The sequence below is a fragment of the Rhizobium sp. BK316 genome (genome assembly GCF_014193695.1).
In the GTDB taxonomy this organism is placed as follows: Bacteria; Pseudomonadota; Alphaproteobacteria; order Rhizobiales; family Rhizobiaceae; genus Rhizobium.
The window spans coordinates 73,399-92,326 of the sequence record NZ_JACHZR010000005.1 but is presented as its reverse complement, the minus strand read 5'-3'; the positions used below and the strand labels follow the sequence as shown (position 1 = coordinate 92,326).

General features: G+C 59.7%; 22 protein-coding genes. 6 read left to right on the top strand and 16 right to left on the bottom strand.

The features are described from left to right. Positions 1-61 precede the first annotated feature (61 nt). From FHT87_RS23665 to ruvC, 7 genes are all read right to left on the bottom strand, one after another. Entirely contained in the window at positions 62-574 is a 513-nt protein-coding gene (locus FHT87_RS23665) for an NUDIX hydrolase (RefSeq protein WP_183805187.1), read from the bottom strand. 4 nt (positions 575-578) lie between these two features. After that, positions 579-1,481: a metallophosphoesterase gene (locus FHT87_RS23660; RefSeq protein WP_183805185.1), complete on the bottom strand. Its 903-nt coding sequence runs from the start codon at positions 1,479-1,481 to the stop codon at positions 579-581. Beyond that, complete coding sequence (gene ruvB, locus FHT87_RS23655) at positions 1,482-2,522, bottom strand: Holliday junction branch migration DNA helicase RuvB (protein ID WP_183805409.1); 1,041 nt, start codon at positions 2,520-2,522, stop codon at positions 1,482-1,484. 67 nt (positions 2,523-2,589) lie between these two features. Further along, positions 2,590-3,204 (bottom strand): Holliday junction branch migration protein RuvA, encoded by a 615-nt coding sequence (gene ruvA / locus FHT87_RS23650; protein ID WP_183805183.1) that lies wholly within the window; start codon positions 3,202-3,204, stop codon positions 2,590-2,592. Positions 3,205-3,216: 12 nt separating this feature from the next. After that, positions 3,217-3,636 (bottom strand): type II toxin-antitoxin system VapC family toxin, encoded by a 420-nt coding sequence (locus tag FHT87_RS23645; protein ID WP_183805181.1) that lies wholly within the window; start codon positions 3,634-3,636, stop codon positions 3,217-3,219. Beyond that, positions 3,614-3,874 carry an AbrB/MazE/SpoVT family DNA-binding domain-containing protein gene (locus FHT87_RS23640; RefSeq protein ID WP_183805179.1) on the bottom strand — a complete coding sequence of 87 codons (261 nt, stop codon included), beginning with the start codon at positions 3,872-3,874 and terminating at the stop codon, positions 3,614-3,616. Before FHT87_RS23640 ends, FHT87_RS23645 begins: the two co-directional genes overlap by 23 nt. A 55-nt stretch (positions 3,875-3,929) precedes the next feature. Then, complete coding sequence (ruvC, locus tag FHT87_RS23635) at positions 3,930-4,439, bottom strand: crossover junction endodeoxyribonuclease RuvC (protein WP_183805177.1); 510 nt, start codon at positions 4,437-4,439, stop codon at positions 3,930-3,932. 249 nt (positions 4,440-4,688) lie between these two features. Here ruvC and FHT87_RS23630 point away from each other — a divergent pair, with 249 nt between their 5' ends. The 3 genes from FHT87_RS23630 (at position 4,689) to FHT87_RS23620 (ending at position 8,608) form a co-directional block, all read left to right on the top strand. Further along, a complete protein-coding gene (locus FHT87_RS23630; RefSeq protein WP_183805174.1) occupies positions 4,689-7,004 on the top strand; it encodes a methyl-accepting chemotaxis protein in 2,316 nt (771 codons plus the stop codon). 7 nt (positions 7,005-7,011) lie between these two features. Further along, a complete protein-coding gene (locus FHT87_RS23625) occupies positions 7,012-7,506 on the top strand; it encodes an N-acetyltransferase (RefSeq protein WP_183805172.1) in 495 nt (164 codons plus the stop codon). Positions 7,507-7,606: 100 nt separating this feature from the next. Beyond that, the gene (locus FHT87_RS23620; protein ID WP_183805170.1) at positions 7,607-8,608 is read left to right on the top strand and encodes an LLM class flavin-dependent oxidoreductase; all 1,002 of its coding nucleotides are present in this window, start codon (positions 7,607-7,609) and stop codon (positions 8,606-8,608) included. Between the two features lie 73 nt (positions 8,609-8,681). Here the strand turns inward: FHT87_RS23620 and FHT87_RS23615 are convergent, their stop codons facing one another. Continuing rightward, a complete protein-coding gene (locus FHT87_RS23615) occupies positions 8,682-9,428 on the bottom strand; it encodes a YebC/PmpR family DNA-binding transcriptional regulator (protein ID WP_183735177.1) in 747 nt (248 codons plus the stop codon). A gap of 174 nt (positions 9,429-9,602) precedes the next feature. On the opposite strand from FHT87_RS23615, the gene FHT87_RS23610 reads away from it, so the two are divergent. Next, on the top strand, positions 9,603-10,106 hold the full coding sequence (locus tag FHT87_RS23610) for a pyridoxamine 5'-phosphate oxidase family protein (protein WP_183735176.1): 504 nt from the start codon (positions 9,603-9,605) through the stop codon (positions 10,104-10,106). 28 nt (positions 10,107-10,134) lie between these two features. Here the strand turns inward: FHT87_RS23610 and FHT87_RS23605 are convergent, their stop codons facing one another. The 4 genes from FHT87_RS23605 to FHT87_RS23590 form a co-directional block, all read right to left on the bottom strand. Further along, positions 10,135-10,980, bottom strand: a complete 846-nt coding sequence (locus tag FHT87_RS23605; protein ID WP_183735175.1) for an MBL fold metallo-hydrolase — start codon at positions 10,978-10,980, stop codon at positions 10,135-10,137. Positions 10,981-11,065: 85 nt separating this feature from the next. Next, positions 11,066-11,890 (bottom strand): YmdB family metallophosphoesterase, encoded by an 825-nt coding sequence (locus tag FHT87_RS23600; RefSeq protein ID WP_183735174.1) that lies wholly within the window; start codon positions 11,888-11,890, stop codon positions 11,066-11,068. A 3-nt stretch (positions 11,891-11,893) separates the two neighbouring features. Then, positions 11,894-12,481: a 5-formyltetrahydrofolate cyclo-ligase gene (locus FHT87_RS23595; protein ID WP_183735173.1), complete on the bottom strand. Its 588-nt coding sequence runs from the start codon at positions 12,479-12,481 to the stop codon at positions 11,894-11,896. 67 nt (positions 12,482-12,548) lie between these two features. Next, complete coding sequence (locus tag FHT87_RS23590; protein WP_183735172.1) at positions 12,549-13,010, bottom strand: MarR family transcriptional regulator; 462 nt, start codon at positions 13,008-13,010, stop codon at positions 12,549-12,551. Positions 13,011-13,068: 58 nt separating this feature from the next. Between FHT87_RS23590 and FHT87_RS23585 the strand changes: the two genes are divergently transcribed. Beyond that, positions 13,069-14,136 carry an FUSC family protein gene (locus FHT87_RS23585; RefSeq protein ID WP_183805168.1) on the top strand — a complete coding sequence of 356 codons (1,068 nt, stop codon included), beginning with the start codon at positions 13,069-13,071 and terminating at the stop codon, positions 14,134-14,136. On the opposite strand, the gene FHT87_RS23580 is transcribed toward FHT87_RS23585, so the two are convergent. From FHT87_RS23580 to FHT87_RS23565, 4 genes are all read right to left on the bottom strand, one after another. After that, positions 14,133-14,924 (bottom strand): hypothetical protein, encoded by a 792-nt coding sequence (locus tag FHT87_RS23580; protein WP_183735170.1) that lies wholly within the window; start codon positions 14,922-14,924, stop codon positions 14,133-14,135. The genes FHT87_RS23585 and FHT87_RS23580 overlap by 4 nt on opposite strands. A 39-nt stretch (positions 14,925-14,963) precedes the next feature. Next, entirely contained in the window at positions 14,964-15,878 is a 915-nt protein-coding gene (locus FHT87_RS23575; RefSeq protein ID WP_183735169.1) for an NAD(P)-dependent oxidoreductase, read from the bottom strand. Continuing rightward, complete coding sequence (locus FHT87_RS23570; protein ID WP_183735168.1) at positions 15,875-16,699, bottom strand: glycosyltransferase; 825 nt, start codon at positions 16,697-16,699, stop codon at positions 15,875-15,877. Before FHT87_RS23570 ends, FHT87_RS23575 begins: the two co-directional genes overlap by 4 nt. Positions 16,700-16,766: 67 nt before the next feature. Continuing rightward, positions 16,767-17,987 carry an NAD-dependent epimerase/dehydratase family protein gene (locus FHT87_RS23565; protein WP_183735167.1) on the bottom strand — a complete coding sequence of 407 codons (1,221 nt, stop codon included), beginning with the start codon at positions 17,985-17,987 and terminating at the stop codon, positions 16,767-16,769. Positions 17,988-18,105: 118 nt separating this feature from the next. Here FHT87_RS23565 and ybgC point away from each other — a divergent pair, with 118 nt between their 5' ends. Further along, on the top strand, positions 18,106-18,555 hold the full coding sequence (ybgC, locus tag FHT87_RS23560) for a tol-pal system-associated acyl-CoA thioesterase (RefSeq protein ID WP_183735166.1): 450 nt from the start codon (positions 18,106-18,108) through the stop codon (positions 18,553-18,555). Positions 18,556-18,928: the final 373 nt, after the last annotated feature.

The following is an 18,928-nucleotide window of genomic DNA, read 5'->3' as shown; positions in this document are numbered from 1 at the left end:
TATCTCTTTGTTTTTACGCAATTCTGGACGCAAACCGCTTCGCACTTTTGCCAGAATAGCTCTAATCCTTGTCATCGAGATCACCGTCGCGCCACACCAGGTGGCGAGGTGAGGTGGGCAGGTTTTCGATCTCACCGGAGATGAAATAGGGCGGAATGTCGAGCGCCGTCAGAGCCTGAAATGTTGCGGGTACCCATTTGAATTCCAGATGGTTGTCGCCATCCTCCACCCGGTGAATGATCTCATGCGGGCGGAAGGGGAAATCCTGGGGTATTTCCATGTGATAGTAGAAGCCGAGTTCGTGCCAGTCGCGCCCCTCGTAATGGAAGAAATTCTCGACGGTCCAGAGCAGACGGCCGACTGTGACCTCGACGCCGAGCTCTTCCATCATCTCCCGCTTCAGCGTTTCCTCAGAGGTTTCGCCGATCTCGGCACGGCCGCCGGGAAAAGTCCAGAAAGGTTCGTGAACGGCGCGATGGACAAGCACGTGCCCGTCGCGAAAGCCGAGCCCGGCAATGCGGTAGTTGAAGCGCTGGCTGCCTGCATTGAGGCGAACGACGGTTCTCTTGGGCATGATATTATCCGAGGTCGATGACCACTATCTCCGGCGGAATACCGAAGCGCACGGGCGCGATGGAGCAGCCGAGCCCGCCGGAAACGATGACGTTCCGACCGTTTTCTACAATATGGCCATAGGCATAGCGATCGCCATAACGCGAAGGCACGATCGGCGAATAACCGAGAAGACGGATCTGTCCGCCATGCGTATGGCCGGAAAGAGTGAGCGACACACGTTCGGGCACGCGCGGAAAAATATCGGGCTCATGGGCAAGCAGGACAACGGGCGCGTCGTCGGAAACCTGCGCGAGCGTTCCGTCGAGATCATCGAGACCCTGCATTCGGCTGCGGCCCCATTTCCTCCCCGGCAGGAGCGCCAGCTGGTCCTCCAGACCTGCCAGCCAAAAGCCATGTCCGTCCTTTTCCAGCCGGACGGCGCGATTGCTGTAGACGGAGATACCCGCTTCAGTCAAAGCTCTGTGTCCGAAGGTGTCGCCTCCACCATTCATCTGTGCGGTTCTGTCTTCCCACCAATCATGGTTGCCCATGATCGCATGAACGCCGAGCGGGGCCTTGAGCGTTGCCAGCGCCCTCGACCATTCACTGGAATGGACATAACGCGTCACCATGTTCATGCCGGCCGCGTAGTCGCCGAGCAGGAGTGTTATATCACCCTCCAGCTCGTTGGCGCGGGCGCAGATCGAAGCGATGCGGTCTACTGACATCCAGGGTTCGCAGGCATGGAAATCGGCCAGTGCGACAAGCCGAAGCTTCAGGCCGGGAGTCCATCCCGGCGGCGTCAGCCTGTAGCGGGAAATCGTCAGCCGGGCCAGCGGTTCATAGGCGAGGGCATATCCGCCGAGTGCCATGAGGCCTGCAAAGCTGCCGCCCATGAGTTTGAGAAAGCTGCGCCGGCTGATCAATCAATCGTCCTCCCGGAACAGCCCGAACTGAGCAGCCTCCATATCCTTCGGCGGCTGCATGCCGAGATGTTTCCATGCGATTGCGGTCAGAACGCGGCCACGTGGTGTGCGCTGGATGAAACCCTGCTGGATCATGTAGGGCTCGATGATGTCTTCGATCGCGTCGCGCGGTTCGGAGAGGCCGGCGGCAATGGTTTCGATGCCGACCGGGCCGCCGCCGAAATTGACTGCGATCATGTTGAGGTAGCGCTTGTCGAGCTGATCGAAGCCGACATTGTCGACCAGCAGGCGGGTCAGCGCCTCGTCGGCGACCTCGCGGGTGACGGCCTCGGCCCTTGCGACTTCGGCGAAATCACGCACGCGGCGCAGCAGGCGGCCGGCGATGCGCGGCGTGCCGCGGGCGCGCCGCGCAATCTCGCGGGCGCCGTCATCGGTCATGCCAAGGCCCATCAGGCGGGCGCCGCGGCGGACAATCAGCTCCAGTTCCTCCACCGTATAGAAGGAAAGGCGCACCGGAATGCCAAAACGGTCGCGCAGCGGCGTGGTCAGCAGGCCGAGGCGGGTGGTGGCTGCAACGAGCGTGAATTTCGACAGGTCGATCTTTACCGAGCGGGCGGCTGGGCCTTCGCCGATGATGAGGTCGAGTTGGAAATCTTCCATCGCCGGATAGAGGATTTCCTCGACCGCCGGGTTGAGGCGGTGGATTTCGTCGATGAAGAGAACGTCACGCTCTTCGAGATTGGTCAGCAACGCGGCCAGATCTCCGGCCTTCGCGATGACGGGGCCGGAGGTAGAACGGAAATTGACGCCGAGTTCCTTCGCCATGATCTGCGCCAGCGTCGTCTTGCCGAGGCCCGGCGGACCGACGAAGAGAACATGGTCCAGCGCTTCACTGCGGTTCTTGGCGGCTTCGATGAAGATCTTGAGGTTGGCACGCGCCTCCGCCTGGCCGGTGAACTCGTCCAGAGACTGTGGGCGCAGGGTGGTGTCCAGGTCTTCGCCACGCTTTTCAGGCGTTATTAGGCGGGCATCCGTCATCAGGCATTTCCGTTCAAAGCTTGCTCAAGTCCATACACCAAGCGGCAGCCATTGACACCCTGCCGTGGCATCAACGCGAAAGTTCCCGCAGGCCGAGACGGATCAGCTTGGCGCTGTCCGCGTCCTCGCCGGCCGTCTTCATGGCAGCGGCAACCGCGTTGGCGGCCTGGTCTCGCGAATATCCGAGATTGGTCAAGGCCGAGACGGCGTCAGCCACGGGGGCTGGAGCCACACCTTCGCCAATCTCCTGTTTGAGGCCGATATTGATGGCCTCGCCGGCAAAGGCAGGCGCCTTGTTCTTAAGTTCGGTGACGATGCGGATCGCGACCTTGGGACCGACTCCCTGGGCGCGTGAGACGGCGGTCTTGTCCTGGAGGGCGATTGCATTGGCAAGTTCTGAAGGGGTCAGGGTCGAAAGAACGGCAAGCGCCACTTTCGCGCCGACGCCCTGCACGCTCTGCAGCAGGTTGAACCATTCGCGTTCGAGCTGCGTCTGGAAACCGAAGAGCTTAAGCTGGTCCTCGCGCACATAAGTTTCGATGAAGAGCACACAGGCTTCTCCCACGGAACCGAGCTTCGAGAGCGTGCGGGACGAGCAATAGGCGACGTAGCAGACGCCATGCACATCCACGAGCACATAGTCGTCGCCGATCTCGTCTATGGTGCCTTTCAGCTTGCCGATCATGATCTTGTTCCGTCAGGGATGAGTTTCAGGTGAAATAATATCGAGCGAAGGGAAATAGGAGCGGTAGCGGGCCGCATCACGGGTCAGCAGGCGGTGCCGATGCCATTCCGCGTGGGCACCAACCAGAAAATCGGGAAGCGTCCGTTCCCGTTGGCCACCCGCAGTCCGATAGCTACGATGAGCTTGCCCTGCACGGAAGGCTGCCTCGAAAGGCAAGTTCTCTCGTTCAAGATTAAGCCAGGCAAAGGCAAGCAGAAGCTTTTCCTCTGTCAGCGGTGCGGCACCGAGTTCAGCCCATACGACCGGGGTCAGCACCAGATTTCCCTCAGAGGCGCAACGTTTCAGCGCGTCAAGCGACCAATGGCGAAATGAGCTTTGCGGTCCCAAAATGTCGATGAGAATATTCGTGTCAATGACGGTCGAGATCTTCACGCGGACCCCTTAGCCATTCCATATATTCATCCGTCGTCATGCCATCGAGGTCCAGCAGTCCCTCTACGCTGGCAGCCCATTCCTCGAAGTTGCGAATCTGTAAGCTGTTTTCGTTGACCTTCACCAAAAGGGCTGCATCGTCTTTCGCGATAAACTCCACCTCAGATCCCGGAACGATTCCAAGTCTGTCGCGGATTTCCTTAGGGATGGTCACCTGGCCTTTTTCAGTCACGCGCATGGTAATACCTCTGAGGTAATACCTAGCTGCGGACCTGGAACAAGTCAAGAACAAATCAGCTGGCGAGTGCCTGTCGCATCTTGTTTCCGCCGCGGTGATGGGCGTGGCAGATGGCGATCGCCAATGCGTCGGCGGCGTCATCGCCCTTGAATTCGACTTTCGGCATGAGGATCTTCAGCATCATATGGATCTGCTTCTTGTCGCCGTGGCCGACGCCGATGACAGTTTTCTTCACGGCGTTCGGCGCATATTCCGACACTGGAAGACCGGCGCGGGCCGGCACCAGCATGGCGATGCCGCGGGCCTGGCCGAGCTTCAGGGTTGCCACTGCATCCTTGTTGACGAATGTCTGTTCCACAGCGGCTTCATCCGGCTTGTAGGAATGGACCACATCGGCAAGGCCGTCATGCAGCTGGCAGAGGCGGGAAGCGAGGTCCATGTCGCCATCCGAAGTGACTGTTCCCGAGGCAACGAAGCGCAGCGAATTGCCGAGCGTATCGATGATGCCCCATCCGGTGCGGCGAAGGCCGGGATCGATACCGATGATGCGAATCGTGTTTTGCATGGTTCACCCTATAGCGATGGCGAAATAAGTGCCATTGATATGTGAACAAAGCGAAAACATACCTTGTTTTTGCGGGATCGCATTTACCGCGAATTAAACCGGATGCCTGAATTCTAATCCATCAAATGTGAGAGGGGCCGGCTTTTGCAAAGCTTAAGGCTTCCGATGGTCTGTTTGTAGTTCAACCGACGGGTGATGTCTTCGCGATTCCACTCGCCGGCGGCGCCGTTCCGGAAGGGTTCGTTTTTCATGGCTCAGAGATTTCAGTCCCTGTCCTTCAAGGTGATAGCCACCTTCATCCTGCTGACCACGCTTTCGGTCGCGGTGATCAATATCCTTGCCTACTTCGCCAGCAGCCGCGTTTCCGACGAGCAGGCACTGAAGGCGAAGGACAGCGTGCTGATCTTCCGCGGCGACATGCTGCAGGATCAGTTCCAACAGCTCGAGAACCAGGCGACCTCGATTGCGCGCATCGAAGCGCTGCAGATGTCGATCACCAATCTGAAGAGTGGCTGGAAAACGATGGAGAAAAGCTCCGGCGACGCGCGGGGCGAGCTGAAGAAGGTCTTCATCGCCGACAACCCGAACCCGGCAGACCAACGCGAAAAGCTAGTCAAACCCGAGGGGCCGAGCGGGTTCTACTATTCGAGCCATGAGAAGACGCAGGGCGAAGTGGCGCGCGATCTCGCCGATACCGCCTTCAGCGACCTGTTGATCGTTGATCTCGATGGTACTGTGCTCTATTCCTACAAGAAGAACGAAGACTTCGCTGAAAACCTGAAATCGGATGCCTGGAAGTCGACCGGGTCAGGCATCGCCTATGCCAGGGCGATCGAGAATACCGCCAAGGCAACTGATGATTCCGCGCCGACGGCCTTCTCCGGTCTGCGCGTCGATGCCAAGAGCGGCACGTCGGCGATCTTCTATGCCGTCCCGATCGTCAAGCTGGGTCAGGCGAAGGGTCTGATGCTGTTCAAGGTGCGCGATGATATCGTCACCGGCATTCTGGCTAAGGGTATCGTGTCCGGCAGCACGGCACAGGCGGCGATCATTTCAGATGACGGCTCGGCCGTTGGTCTCAACGCATCCAACCAGCTTGCGACGCTCGATACTGCGCCGTTCACCTTTATCAAGGATGCGCTAGCGAGCTCGGCGATGACGGTTGCGGATTTCGATCGCGCCGATGGTGCGGCACGCGCTTATGTGCGCGGCATCGATTATCGCGGTGACCGGTTCCTCGTTGTCGAAAGCGTGCTGCTCAGCGAATTGAATGCCGGTTCCATCGAGATCGCCACGCTGCTGACCTGGATCGGCATCGGCGTTCTCGTCATCATGGCTGTTGCCACGGGGCTCATCACCAACTTCCTGTTCTCGCCGCTTGCCCGCCTTGCGGGCGTGACGCGCGAAGTCGCTGACGGCAGGCTGGAAGTCGAGATCGGCAGCCAGAATCGCAAGGACGAGATCGGTACGATGGCGAAGGCGCTTGCTCGTTTCAAGCAGTCGCTGATCGAAGGCCGTCAACTCGAAGCCGCGAGCGAGCAGACGCGTGCACATGCCGAAAGCGAGCGCCAGCAGAACCTTGCACAGCGCGAGGCAGAAGCCCGCAGCCTGCAGGACGTCGTCAGTGCGCTCGACGAGGGGCTTCATCATCTGGCGAGTGGCGATCTGGCCTACCAGATCGAAACCCATTTCCCGAGCGAGCTCGAAAGCCTGCGCGTGAACTTCAACGAGGCGCTGGCAACGCTCAACGAAACGATGACGGCGATCGGCGGCAACTCCATGGCCGTCCGGGCAGGCTCCGAGGAGATGCGCACGGGGGCGGACGAACTGGCCGGCCGCACCGAGCGGCAGGCAAGCTCGATCACCGAGACTGCCAATGCCATAAGCGCCATCACCCAGTCGGTGCGCGTGCAGATCGAACGGGCCGAGCAGGCCGAGCGCATTGCCCGCGACGCCAAGAAGGAGACGGTCGGCTCCAGCCAGATCATGCGCGAGACGATCGCGGCGATGGAAGCGATCCAGGCGTCCTCGCGCCAGATCAACACCATTATCTCTGTTATCGACGATATCGCCTTCCAGACCAATCTGCTGGCGCTGAACGCCGGCGTCGAGGCAGCACGTGCCGGCGAAAGCGGCAAGGGTTTTGCGGTCGTCGCCATGGAAGTGCGCGAACTGGCGCAGCGGTCTTCGAGTGCTGCCAAGGAAATCTCCAGCCTGCTGCAGAAATCCACGCATGAGGTCGAAAGCGGCGTGGCGCTGGTCGAACGGGCAGGGCTGGCGCTCACCGGCATCGGCGGCCATGTCGAAGCTATCAACGGTCAGATCAATGAGATCATGGAATCGACTCGCGAGGAGGCCGATACGCTGCGGCAGATCAACAGCGCGGTCGCCGAGTTGGATTCCATGACGCAGCAGAATGCGGCGATGGTCGAGGAGACGACGGCCGCGATCCATCGCTTGGCAACGGAAGCTGTTGAGATGGACCGCCAGCTTGGCAACTTCACCCTTGCCGAAGGATATCAGCAGCACAGTGCCGACATGCATCAGCTACGCAGGCGGGCCTGATCGCATCATGCTGATCCGGTTCGAAAGGCCCGAAGATGCGGACGCCATTCACGAATTGACGTGGCTGGCGTTCGAGCCGATGCCTTATAGCAACAACACGGAAGCACGGATCGTCAGGGACCTTCGAGCGTCGGGTGATCTGACGCTGTCGCTCGTCGCGGACGAAGGTGGGGAGATCATCGGCCATGTCGCCTTCTCGCCGATTTCGGTCGGCGATATCGAGCATGGATGGTATGGGCTTGGGCCGATTTCAGTAAAGCCGGAGCGGCAGCGGCAGGGGATCGGCAGATCGTTGATCCTGAAAGGGCTCGATCTGCTGAGAGAGCGTGACGCAACTGGCTGCGCGCTGATCGGCGATCCCGCGGTTTATCGCGGCGCAGGCTTCGAAAGCGATGGAAAGCTGACTTATGGCGATCTCGATACGCGATATGTCCAGCGGATCGTCTTCAAGGGATCGCCACCATCAGGCGCATTGAAATTCTCCCCGGCTTTCGACGAATGACGGTTATTTTCCGCGGCAGCTTTTGTTTGCGCCGCGATTTGGAATAGCGCCATAGCGAACCTACATAGACCGCACTCCCATTCTTGCGCGGCAGGTTTCCATGGTTCCCTTTTCCATTCTCGATCTTTCTCCCGTGGCTGAAGGCACGACCATCAGCCAATCCTTTGCGGCGTCGAAGCGCATGGCACAGAAGGCGGAGGAATTCGGCTATACGCGCTTCTGGATGGCGGAGCATCACGGTATGCCCGGTGTCGCGAGCGCGGCGACTTCGGTCATTCTCGGGCAGATCGGGGCGGTGACGAAGAGCATCCGCATCGGCTCCGGCGGCGTCATGCTGCCGAACCATGCGCCGCTCGTCATTGCCGAACAGTTCGGCACGCTGGAAGCTTTGTTTCCCGGCCGCGTCGATCTGGGCCTCGGCCGCGCGCCGGGAACGGATATGCGCACGGCGCAGGCGCTGCGGCGCAACCTCGACGCGGGCGCCAACAGTTTCCCCAATGATGTGGTGGAACTGCAGCAGCTTCTCGGTGCACCGATCGAAAACCAGGCGATCCTCGCCGTACCGGGCAACAACTCGCACATCCCAATCTGGCTCCTCGGCTCCAGCCTCTACAGCGCCCAGCTTGCGGCCATGCTCGGCCTGCCCTTTGCCTTTGCCTCGCACTTTGCGCCAGACATGCTGCTCGATGCGATCGCGATCTATCGCGACCGCTTCCAGCCCTCGGCGGAACTCGACAAGCCCTATGTGATGGTCGGTGTCATGGGTGCCGTTTCTGAAACGGATGAGGAGGCGCAGTACCACTTCACCTCGGCCCAGCAGCAGTTCGTCAACCTCAGGCGCAATGTGCGCGGACCTTTCCCGCGGCCCGTCAAGGATATGGATGCCTTCTGGTCGCCGATGGAAAAGATGAATGTGGAGCACACGCTACGCTACGCCGTCGTCGGCTCGCCTGCTACGGCCGAAGCCCAGCTCAATGATTTCCTCAAGGAAACGCAGGCGGATGAGGTCATCATTTCGATGCCGATTCATGACATCGAGGCGCGGCTGAAATCGGTGGAGCTCTTTGCCGGGCTCGGCAATTTCATGCGGGCTGCAGCCTAATCACAAGAATACCAGACAAAGAAAAAACCCGGCTGAGCGCAGCCGGGTTTTTCAGTTTCGTATTGGAGAGCTCTTAGGCCGAGAGCTTCGCCAGAACTTCTTCCGAGACTTCGAAGTTCGAGTAGACGTTCTGTACGTCGTCATCGTCTTCCAGCGAGTCGATGAGCTTCAGCAGCGACTGGGCTCTTTCCTCATCGACCGGCACGTTGTTCTGAGCGCGCCAGACGGCTTTTACGGTTTCGGCTTCGCCGAGGGACGATTCGAGAGCCTTGGCGACGTCGCCGAGAGCTTCGAAAGCGGTCGTGATGTAGTGACCCTCTTCATCGGTCTCGACATCGTCGGCGCCTGCTTCGATGGCGGCTTCCATGATCTTGTCGGCATCGCCGGCAGACAGCTTGTAGGTGATTTCGCCGACATGATCGAAGGAGAAGGACACCGACCCGGTTTCGCCGAGTGCGCCGCCGGCCTTGGTGAAGATCGAGCGGACGTTGGAGGCGGTGCGGTTGCGGTTGTCGGTCAAGGCCTCGACGATGATCGCCGTGCCGCCCGGGCCGTAGCCTTCGTAGCGGACTTCGTCATAGTTCTCGGTGTCGGCGCCGGAGGCCTTCTTGATGGCGCGGTCGATATTGTCTTTCGGCATCGACTGGGCTTTGGCGTTCTGGATCGCCAGGCGCAGTCGGGCGTTCATTGTCGGGTCGGGAAGACCAGCTTTGGCGGCAACGGTGATTTCGCGCGCGAGCTTGGAGAACATTTTCGACCGCACGGAATCCTGACGGCCCTTGCGGTGCATGATGTTTTTAAACTGTGAATGGCCAGCCATGGCACCCCTGTTCACGTCTCATTGTTCGGAATGGGCCGCCTTATAAGATCGGAAAGGGCGATATTCAAGGAAAAAGCGGCCATTCGGTCTTGCCATCATGGCTTGATAGGTGGCGGAACAAAGCCTGAGAGGCGACGTTTTCAACCGGACAGCACCAGCAGGAAAGGAACGGCTATGGCAAGCTTCAGCGAAGCCCGTGAACAACCGGCGCGTCAACTCTGGGATCAGATCAACGACATCCACGCCGGCATGCTCGGCCTTTCAGGCGTCGATATGCATATGCAGCCGATGGCCCCCAATGTCGATCCGACCACCAATACGATCTGGTTCTATACCAAGACGGATGCCGAACTCGTACAAAAGATCAAACCCGGCAGCCGTGCGCATTTCTGCGTCATCGGCAAGAACCATGATTATCATGCCTGCCTGTCCGGGGTTATCGAGGTGCGTCCGGATCCCGCGAAAATCGAGGAGTTCTGGAACTCGGTCGTTGCCGCCTGGTACGAAGGTGGCAAGAAGGATCCGAAGCTGACGATGCTTGCCATGCATGTCGATGATGCCGAGATCTGGGTTTCGACCGGCAGCAAGCTGAAATTCGGCTGGGAAATTGCGAAGGCCAATTTCGACGAGGAGAAGATGCCTGACGTCGGCATCAAGCGACATCTGCAATTTGCATAAGCCAAAGGCCCGGCACAGTTCGGGCCTTCTACTGCACATCCTTCATCACGTAGATTAGCGGCTTTTTCGGCAGCGTGCGCAGCGAAACGGTGATGCTGTTGTCCGGTGCATAACTGACGTCGAACCCATTGCCGAACATCGAGATGAAGGCGTTGACCGGCGGACCGCGGCGATGCATCGGCAGGATCAGCGACGAGCGCAGCCGCTTGATAACGCGGCTCATGCTGTCGGCACCCATGGTCAGACCGCCATCGACCGGCACCATGACCACGTCGAGCCGGCCGATTTCCGTGTAATGGGTATCGGTCAGCTCGTAATGCAGATGGCCGAGATGGCCGATGCAGAGGCCGGCGATTTCGAAGATGAAGATTGAATTGCCGTCCAGTTGCGAGCCGCCCAGCCCATAGCTGAAACGGATATCCGTCGTCACATTGTGGATATAGGCGTCGCCCACGACGAGATTGATCCTGGCCTTTTCGCCCGGGATGTCGCTCCACCCATGCAGCACGTGTTTGATGCCGGGATCCGGGGTCAGCGTGTAATGCGTCGAGTGCGCCTTGTTCATGGTGACGACATCGGGCGTAATGGCCGGCCTGTACCAGCCATTATAATCGGTGGCGATGACGATGCCGCCGGGAGTCTCTATTTCGAACGTCGAATGGCCGAGATAGGTAAATTTGACGTCCTCATCCTCGGAAACCGCAGGGACGATCGGCGCTACACTGGAGAAACTCGCGAAGATAGCCTTGGGGATATTCTGGGCGATGGCCTGGCACTGACTGACAGGTTCTCGTTCTTCCTGGGCTTTGGCAAGGTTCGGCGCGGTGAAAACCGCAAGGCATGCGATAGCGAGGACAAGACAATGCGGCTTCATGCCACCCCTCCGGCGCTTTCACGAAGCGGAAAGGATGCGGCATGCCGTCGCAGCGGTCCAGACGGAGCATGCTCACAATTGTGTGTTAACGCCAGAACTCCGGGATCGTTTCGGCAAGTCTTGGACCAAGCCGCAGCGGAGCGATCTTTTCCGCCAGACCTGTCGCATCGGAGATTTCCACGCCGACGCCGCAGATGGTAGCGGGGCCGGTCGCGGCTTCCATGCGGCCTTTCGGCATCTTGGAGATGAAGCGGTTGAGCGGCTCTTCCTTGTCCATGCCGAGCGAGGAGTCGTAATCGCCGCACATGCCGGCATCCGACATGTAGGCGGTGCCGCCATTCAGGATCTGCGCATCGGCGGTCGGCACGTGGGTGTGGGTGCCGACGACGAAGCTGGCGCGGCCGTCGACGAAATGGCCGAAGCATTGCTTCTCACTCGTCGCTTCCGCGTGGAAATCGAAGATGATCGCATCGGCCTGTTCCTTCAGAGGGCAGGCGGCGAGGATCGTCTCGGCGGCCTTGAAGGGGTCGTCGAGCTCGGGATGCATGAAGACGCGGCCCATGATGTTGGCGACGAGAATGCGCGCGCCATTGCGCGCATAGAAGAGGCCGGAGCCGCGGCCAGGCGTTCCCTGCGGATAGTTTGCCGGTCGCAGGAACTGGTCGTGGCGGCCGGCGAAGGCGACGGCATCCTTCTGGTCCCAGACGTGATTGCCTGTCGTCACCACGTCGGCGCCGACATTGATCGTCTCGAGAAAGATGTCTTCGGTGATGCCGAAGCCGCCGGCGGCGTTCTCGCCATTGACGATGACGAAGTCGAGCTTCAGGTCGGAAACCAGACCGGGCAGGCGGTCCCAGACCGCGGTGCGTCCCGTCTTGCCGACCATGTCACCCAGAAATAGCAGTCGCATTCCCTATCCAATCCGTGAGGTAAAATGGCGCAGGCCGCTTTCCGTCAGGATGGCATCCAGGCTTATGTCATGCGGCTCAGCGGGTACCTCTGCCACTTCCTGGCAGTCAAATGCAATGCCGATCAGCTTCGGAGACAGGCCTTTTTGCCGGAGACGGCCGATTGCACGGTCATAGTGGCCGGCGCCGTAGCCGATGCGGTGGCCTCTGGGATCGAAGGCCGACAGCGGCACGAGCATGATTTCCGGGTCGAGGATAGCAGCGTCTTCGCCTGGGCCGACCGTGCCGAAGCCGGTGCCGATGAGTGCCACGCCGTGGACAAGCTCACGGAAGACGATGGTCTGCTTGTCGATGATTGCGGGCACGCAGAGGCGGGCGCCGCGGCCGCGCCACCGCGCCATCAGCGGCTGCAGATCAGCTTCCGAACGGATCGGCAGAAAACCTGAGATGATGGTGTCGGGCGCAAAAGCAATCGTATCGCCGGCATGGGCCGCCATGTCGAGGCTTTTGGCTGCGCGCAGATCCGTCGGGATGGCGTCGCGAGCCGCCAGACGTTCGGTGCGCAATTGAGCCTTCAATTCCTTGGGCGTCATCTCAAATCCAGTATCGTTGCCCAGCGAACATAACCGCTTGCGGCTGGTGGCGACAGGTGAAAAGGGTCTATTCCTCGCCTGATTGCGCCTCATTCTCAATGTGGGCATGGGAGAGCTTCAGCATAATTTCCGACGCTTCCATCAATGTCTTGCGCTCCTCCGGCGTCAGCCGGTCATTCATCGCCTTTTCCAGCCAGGCGCGACGGGCGCCTATGTCATCGGACAACACCGTGCGGCCGTGAGTAGTGATCGACAGCTCGATCTCGCGGCGGTCGGCCTCGCTACGCGTACGGCTGATCAGCCCGTCGCGCTCAAGAGCTGCAATGATGCGGGTGACCGACTGCGGCTGCAGATGCTCCTCCAGGGCGAGCCGCCAGGCGGGCATAGGCCCTAGACGGTGAAGTGTCGCGAGAATCGCGATGGTGGAGAGACTGTGCGGACCTTCGGGGCGCGCGGCCCGCAAGCGACGGCCGAGCAGCAGGACGGAGCGCAGAATGAGCGTCGCGGCTGTATCTTTGTTACTGGACATATAGTACGCACTGCGTATTATTTTGCCAAAGCCCAATCCCGAGTCTGAGAGGCCGTCGATGGAAAAGACACTCAATCACGTAGCCGGAGCCTTTCGCTGGTCGACTGAAAAGGAGGTGACGGCGATCGAAATCGCCGTATCGGCGGTTGCCATGGCTGTTCCGGCACTGCTTGCGGCGAAGGGCCATCATACAGGGCTTGGCCTGATCGGCGGCATGGCAATGAGCGGGACGGTAGCGCATGGCAGACCGAGGACGCAAGCTGCGAGCGCAGGGGCCGCATTGCTGGTTCTGATATCTGCGGCGGGGCTTGCCTGTGCACTCGCCCGGCTTGGCGGGTCTTGGCAGACGGGGCTGCTGGTGATTGCCGGCGTTGCCGGTATCGTCGGCGGTTTCGATCGCGCGATGGTTGCCGCTTCCATGCGCTTCATCTTCTATCTCGTCATGGTCGGCGGCATCGTCTCCACCACCACCGCAAATCCGCTGCTGATCTTCGCCATTATCATCGGTGGCGCGCTTTTCGCTGTCGTTCTCCACATCTCGATGGCAGCGGTCGTCGCGCATATCCGCCGTCATGCGGCAGAGCCGGTTGAGGATGAACGCAAGCCGACCGCCAGACAGAAATTCAACAGGCTGCGGCGTTCCCTGATGGAGCCGGCAGGCTGGCAATATCCTGTCCGGCTGGTTTCCTGTCTGGGTGCCGTCTCGCTCATCCACCTGTTCTTTCCCGATCACGATATTCACTGGGCGGCGCTGGCGCTGGTGCTGCTGATCGAGCGGCGGCCGGAACGCTTGCCGCTCAAGACGACGCAAAGGGTGATCGGCGTTCTCTTCGGGGTCTGTTGTGCGGGATTGCTCTCGTTTCTTACCTTGCCGGCCTGGGCCGATGTGCTTGTTGTCGCCGTGCTCGGTGGTATCAGGCCCTTTCTGAGGGCCAGAAATTATCTCGCCTATTCGATCGTGATGACGCCGCTGATGATGATGGCCATGGGAACCGCCGATCATGCCCTGCCGGCTTCCGCGCTACTGGATAGGCTGTTTGCAACTGTCTTTGCCGCCTGCCTTGTGCTGCTCGTCAACCAGGCAACCATCCATTTTCTGCCGCAGACGGCAGAGCCTAAGGCTTAGACGACGATGCTCGAAGGGATGGTCGCTGTCGGCACGGCAGCCGACAGGCCGGTCACGGCTGATTGTGCTGCCCCAATCGCACCTTCGCGGGCAACGTCGCTGTTTTTCTCGCGCAGGTCGCGCATGGCCTTTTCGAGTATTTGCTTCAGTTCGCGGACCACGGATTTGAACTCTTCCATCGTCTTGCGGTCATCGGCGGAAATTGCCGACGATTTCGGACCGTCTTCGATGATTTCCTGATAGGCCTTGCGCGCATGAGCCGCGCCATCCGTTTCCGCAGTGTTCGTGCCGTCCTCGGCGGCTTCCGTTGTCGTCTCGGTATTCTGCGTTGCCTCGGTGGAAGTCGTAGCATCGCTTGCGACAACGTCGGCTGCAGCACTCGTGGTGGCATCGGTCGTCGTGGTGGTGGAAGCTGACGTGGATGCTGCGCCGGCCGCAGTACTTGCGTCGGAAGAGCCACCGGTTGCAACGGCGGAGGCGAATTCGGAGGCTGCGGCGCCGACCTTGCGCGCGAGTTCCGCGGCAAGACGCGCAATCACTTCAGGCGGGAAGCCCGCCGTTTTCAGCGCCTGAAGCTCCTGCTTGGCTTCTTCGAGCTTGCGCTGGGCGCGGCTCTTCGCATCGTCGGCGGAGCTAGCCAGCGAATTGCGCACCTGCTCCAGCGCCAGCGACTGCCGCTGGATCTTCAATACGCCGGTGTCGGGCTCATCGCTCGTGGACGAAACGCCGGATTGTGCCGGCTGGGTGCCGCGCAGAAGGGTGGACGCCGAAACGGTTGCGAGCTGCATAATATACCCCCGATTACATTTGGTGCGCACTCTGCCAGATCAGACTTGCGTGGAACTGGGCCGCGGAACCATTTGTCTCTCGGCCAATTGCCGCATCGTTTGCTCGCAAAGGGCCATGCCGCCGGGCTTCCAGCCGAGCGCGCGGATCTTACCCGTGTCCATAGCGCAAAGCTTTGACTTGTCCGCTGCTTCGGGCAGCGGGAAGGGACAGTCGGCGTGATGCCGGATCGGCGAAAGGATATCTCTCGCATCGACGGCGATATCCGAAACGTTGAAGACCTCGCCGGAGATTCGGGCGCTTTCTGTTTCCAACATCAGCCGCACGGCACGGCCGAGATCGCGACCGTGTACCTCGGTTCCCGCGCGCGGGGAAACAGGCCGGCCGCTCAGATAGTCATCGATCAATCGATCCCATTTGCTTGGATAACGGTCACCGTAAACGCCTGTTGCCCGCAGGCTTGCTCCCGCAAAGCCCGGTCCGGAAAGATGGGCGAGCGTGCGTTCCGCATCGAGCTTGACCTGTCCGTAGAGAGTTTCCGGCGTGGCGGGCATGGTTTCGAAAAGCTCGGTGCCCGGTGCGTGCTCGCCATAGACGGCGCGACTGGACATGAAGATGCAACGGCGGGTGCCTGCGCGCTTTGCTTCCTCGAAGAGTTTCACTGTGCCATCGAGGTTCAGGCGGTGAAACGCCTTTGGGTCATCGCCTTCGCCGCCGCGGTATTTTCCTTCGATGTGGCTGAAGGCAGCATGCACGAAGAAATAGGCGTCATCGAAGGCGCCGATATCGTCCTCATCCGGATCGAGCGAAAGTGGGACGAAATCGACCGGGCGAGAGAAGGACCGGGGGAGCGGCGCACGCCGTCCGCCGACAATCACCTGATATCCGGCAGAAAGCAGCTCTTCGACGATATAACGTCCGACGAGGCCCGTTCCGCCTGATACCAGTACTTTCATGCCGCCTCATCCGGATTGGCCAGAGATGCAATCTCCGGCACATGGCCGCCAATATGGAAACAATGCCACAAATCGATCAAAGGTTGTAGCCTCGCGGCCTTGGGATGATCTTTTTCCCAAGGTTTTTCATATTGATAGTGCAGAATAGAAATGCTCTCCCAATCCCACAGGGCCGGCATGGTGAACCAGACATATTGCAGCATGTTGAAATAGACCGGCAGGCCGTGCCAGTCAGGGAAGAACGTCTCAAGGAAGGTCTGGTCTGTACGCCGCCAGAAGATGTCGGGCTGATCCAGAACCGCAAGCATCTTCCGGAAGGTCTCTTGCGAAGGGCGGGCGACGAAGACCCCGGAGTTCATGCGGCGGAAGTCAACAAGACTTTCATAGACATTCGGCGCCGCGGAGAATTCCGGATAGGCGAAGAGCTTGTCGACGTTCTTCAAGGCGATCGCATCGGCATCGATGAAAACGCAGCGCTCATATTCGACAAGCTGCCAGAGGCGGAGCTTGCAGAAATTGTCGAGCGGCGAGTGAAAAGCCGGCTTGCGGCCCTTGGTGAAAGGTGCCTCGGAATGGAGGTTGCCGCGCGCATGCCGCTCGTTGAAAGCATCAGACAAAGGCAGATGCTCAACTTCAACCAGCCGGCAGCCGAGAGCGTCCAGTGGGGCGAGGGTGGCCGCGTCAACACCGCCGGTATGCAGGATGACGATGGCGGCATCCGTACCAGTGCGGCGCAGCGAGTTGGCTAGTGCCGTCGCGCCCATAGCGTAATCGGCATTGGTGACCAGGGTGACGTAGGCGAACTGCGGGACTGAGGTCATGGATGCGAGGTACTTTCCTGAGCGGCCTCGCTCCGGCACGGCCGTTGCTTCGAGAAGATAGCACCACTCATGATACGGACTTCAGCCGCTTGCCCTCCGGGTCGTGATTAATTGTCGCGGCGATATCCTTCGTCCAGGCGGAGACGGCCGGGACGCGGGAGCGGTCGACACGGTAAGCGAATTTCCTGGCGACTTCGACGATTTCGTCGAGCAGGCCGGCTTTCAGGGTAATCGGATCGAGGCCAAGGCCGAGGAACTTGTCGTTCCTGACGACCAGATCGTTTTCGGCGGCTTCCTTGCGCGGATTGGGCAGCCAGACGACTTCGGAACCGGCCATCTTGGCGATCATCTCCGCAAGATCGCGCACGCGGTGGGTTTCCGTCATCTGGTTGAAGATCTCGACCCGTGAGCCGCGAGCGGGGGGATTCTGGAGCGCCAGTTCGATGCAGCGAACGGAATCCTGGATGTGGATGAAGGCGCGCGTCTGTCCGCCGGTGCCATGGACGGTCAGTGGATAGCCGATGGCGGCCTGGATGAGGAAGCGGTTCAGCACCGTGCCGTAGTCGCCGTCATAATCGAAGCGGTTGATAAGCTGCGGATGGCGGCGCGTCTGTTCAGTATGCGTGCCCCACACGATGCCTTGATGCAGATCAGTGATCCTAAGGCTGTCATTCTTGGCATAGAACTGGAAGAGCAGCTGATCCAGGCACTTGGTCATGTGGTAAATGGAGCCGGGATTGGATGGATAGAGAATCTCCTGGGAGGCAGTTTCGCCATCCATCGTCTCGATACCGACAGGCAGATAACCTTCCGGAATGGCGGCGCCGACCGTCGAATAGCCATAGACGCCCATCGTGCCGAGGTGGACCACATGCGCATCGAGCTGCAGCTCGACCAGCGCATTCAAGAGATTATGCGTGGCACTGACATTGTTGTTAACAGTGTAGTTCTTGTGCCGGTCGCTCTTCATCGAATAGGGCGCGGCGCGCTGTTCGGCGAAATGGATGATCGCATCCGGCCGGTTTTCCGCGAGCCACTTCTTCAGGAGCTCGTAGTCCCGAGCGAGGTCGATCAGATTGAAATGGATGCGGCGGCCGGTTTCGTCATGCCAGATACGAGTGCGCTCCTGAATGGAGTCCATCGGCGTCAGCGACTGGACGCCGAGCTCGGTATCGATCCAGCGACGGGAGAGATTGTCGAGGATGTGGATGTCATGCCCGGCATCGGAGAGATGTAGCGAGGTTGGCCAACCGATGAACCCGTCTCCGCCCATCACTGCAATCTTCATGCCACTGGCTCCTCATGGTTGCGTCCTAACGGGAATAGTTAGGAAATATGACAATTGTTCAATGCTTGCGTGTCGAGACGTGTTGCGCCAAAGAGGGCCGGAAAGTTTGGAGAAAATTATGGCGGAACACGGTTTTTCTATTTCCGGCGAGCTCACCGAGGTGGGTCATCGACTCGTCCAGCGGGTCTATTACGAAGATACCGATTTCTCCGGTCTGGTCTATCACGCACGCTATCTGCATTTCCTCGAACGGGGCCGCACCGACTACCTGCGCTGTCTCGGTGTCGAGCAGCGAGAGCTTGTGAATGCGGACGAGGAAGGACTCGTTTTCGTTGTTCATCGCATGGAGATCGACTTTAAAAGCCCGGCCCGCATGGACGATATTTTGACCGTGATCACACACACGGAAAAGGCCGGTGGCGCGAAGATGGTGCTCAACCAGGAAATCCGCCGCGCCGATACTCTGCTAATCGCCGCGAAGGTGATCATCGCCGTGATCAATGCCAAGGGCAGGCCGCGCCGGCTGCCGGAGGCGCTCGCAAGGCAAATGCTTATTCCAGAGACCTGAAAATAGCCGGGACAATGCCTGCGTTTCCCGCGTCAAACTGCCGGAATCGAGGGCTTGTAAAAACTTGAATTTTATGTGAAGGAATTGCCGCGCTGCAAGATGAGCGCTGTGTTCAGCAACCGGGCGATGCTCCGGTCAAGTTATCCAGGAACAAAATCTCTCGCGACATTCCTGCTGTCATAGTCTGGCACTAACGATCTATTAACCATAATGGTGTCTTACTCGCGGAGTCGGAGTTTGTGCGACGCACGCCTTCCTTTGACCAAATTTGACGGCAAGAAGGCGGAAGAAGAGCTTGGAAGCTTGACCAGGGCTTTGGGCGGCGGCCGCCAGACATTCTTGCGTGATCACTTCGTGCCGCCCGGTCAAGCGC

What these genes read in the sequence shown, in the direction of transcription:
- FHT87_RS23665 (WP_183805187.1), bottom strand. Translation starts at nt 574, where the DNA reads ATGCCCAAGAGAACCGTCGTTCGCCTCAATGCAGGCAGCCAGCGCTTC.
- ruvA (WP_183805183.1), bottom strand. Translation starts at nt 3,204, where the DNA reads ATGATCGGCAAGCTGAAAGGCACCATAGACGAGATCGGCGACGACTAT.
- FHT87_RS23640 (WP_183805179.1), bottom strand. Translation starts at nt 3,874, where the DNA reads ATGCGCGTGACTGAAAAAGGCCAGGTGACCATCCCTAAGGAAATCCGC.
- ruvC (WP_183805177.1), bottom strand. Translation starts at nt 4,439, where the DNA reads ATGCAAAACACGATTCGCATCATCGGTATCGATCCCGGCCTTCGCCGC.
- FHT87_RS23630 (WP_183805174.1), top strand. Translation starts at nt 4,689, where the DNA reads ATGGCTCAGAGATTTCAGTCCCTGTCCTTCAAGGTGATAGCCACCTTC.
- FHT87_RS23625 (WP_183805172.1), top strand. Translation starts at nt 7,012, where the DNA reads ATGCTGATCCGGTTCGAAAGGCCCGAAGATGCGGACGCCATTCACGAA.
- FHT87_RS23620 (WP_183805170.1), top strand. Translation starts at nt 7,607, where the DNA reads ATGGTTCCCTTTTCCATTCTCGATCTTTCTCCCGTGGCTGAAGGCACG.
- FHT87_RS23615 (WP_183735177.1), bottom strand. Translation starts at nt 9,428, where the DNA reads ATGGCTGGCCATTCACAGTTTAAAAACATCATGCACCGCAAGGGCCGT.
- FHT87_RS23610 (WP_183735176.1), top strand. Translation starts at nt 9,603, where the DNA reads ATGGCAAGCTTCAGCGAAGCCCGTGAACAACCGGCGCGTCAACTCTGG.
- FHT87_RS23605 (WP_183735175.1), bottom strand. Translation starts at nt 10,980, where the DNA reads ATGAAGCCGCATTGTCTTGTCCTCGCTATCGCATGCCTTGCGGTTTTC.
- FHT87_RS23600 (WP_183735174.1), bottom strand. Translation starts at nt 11,890, where the DNA reads ATGCGACTGCTATTTCTGGGTGACATGGTCGGCAAGACGGGACGCACC.
- FHT87_RS23595 (WP_183735173.1), bottom strand. Translation starts at nt 12,481, where the DNA reads ATGACGCCCAAGGAATTGAAGGCTCAATTGCGCACCGAACGTCTGGCG.
- FHT87_RS23590 (WP_183735172.1), bottom strand. Translation starts at nt 13,010, where the DNA reads ATGTCCAGTAACAAAGATACAGCCGCGACGCTCATTCTGCGCTCCGTC.
- FHT87_RS23585 (WP_183805168.1), top strand. Translation starts at nt 13,069, where the DNA reads ATGGAAAAGACACTCAATCACGTAGCCGGAGCCTTTCGCTGGTCGACT.
- FHT87_RS23580 (WP_183735170.1), bottom strand. Translation starts at nt 14,924, where the DNA reads ATGCAGCTCGCAACCGTTTCGGCGTCCACCCTTCTGCGCGGCACCCAG.
- FHT87_RS23575 (WP_183735169.1), bottom strand. Translation starts at nt 15,878, where the DNA reads ATGAAAGTACTGGTATCAGGCGGAACGGGCCTCGTCGGACGTTATATC.
- FHT87_RS23570 (WP_183735168.1), bottom strand. Translation starts at nt 16,699, where the DNA reads ATGACCTCAGTCCCGCAGTTCGCCTACGTCACCCTGGTCACCAATGCC.
- FHT87_RS23565 (WP_183735167.1), bottom strand. Translation starts at nt 17,987, where the DNA reads ATGAAGATTGCAGTGATGGGCGGAGACGGGTTCATCGGTTGGCCAACC.
- ybgC (WP_183735166.1), top strand. Translation starts at nt 18,106, where the DNA reads ATGGCGGAACACGGTTTTTCTATTTCCGGCGAGCTCACCGAGGTGGGT.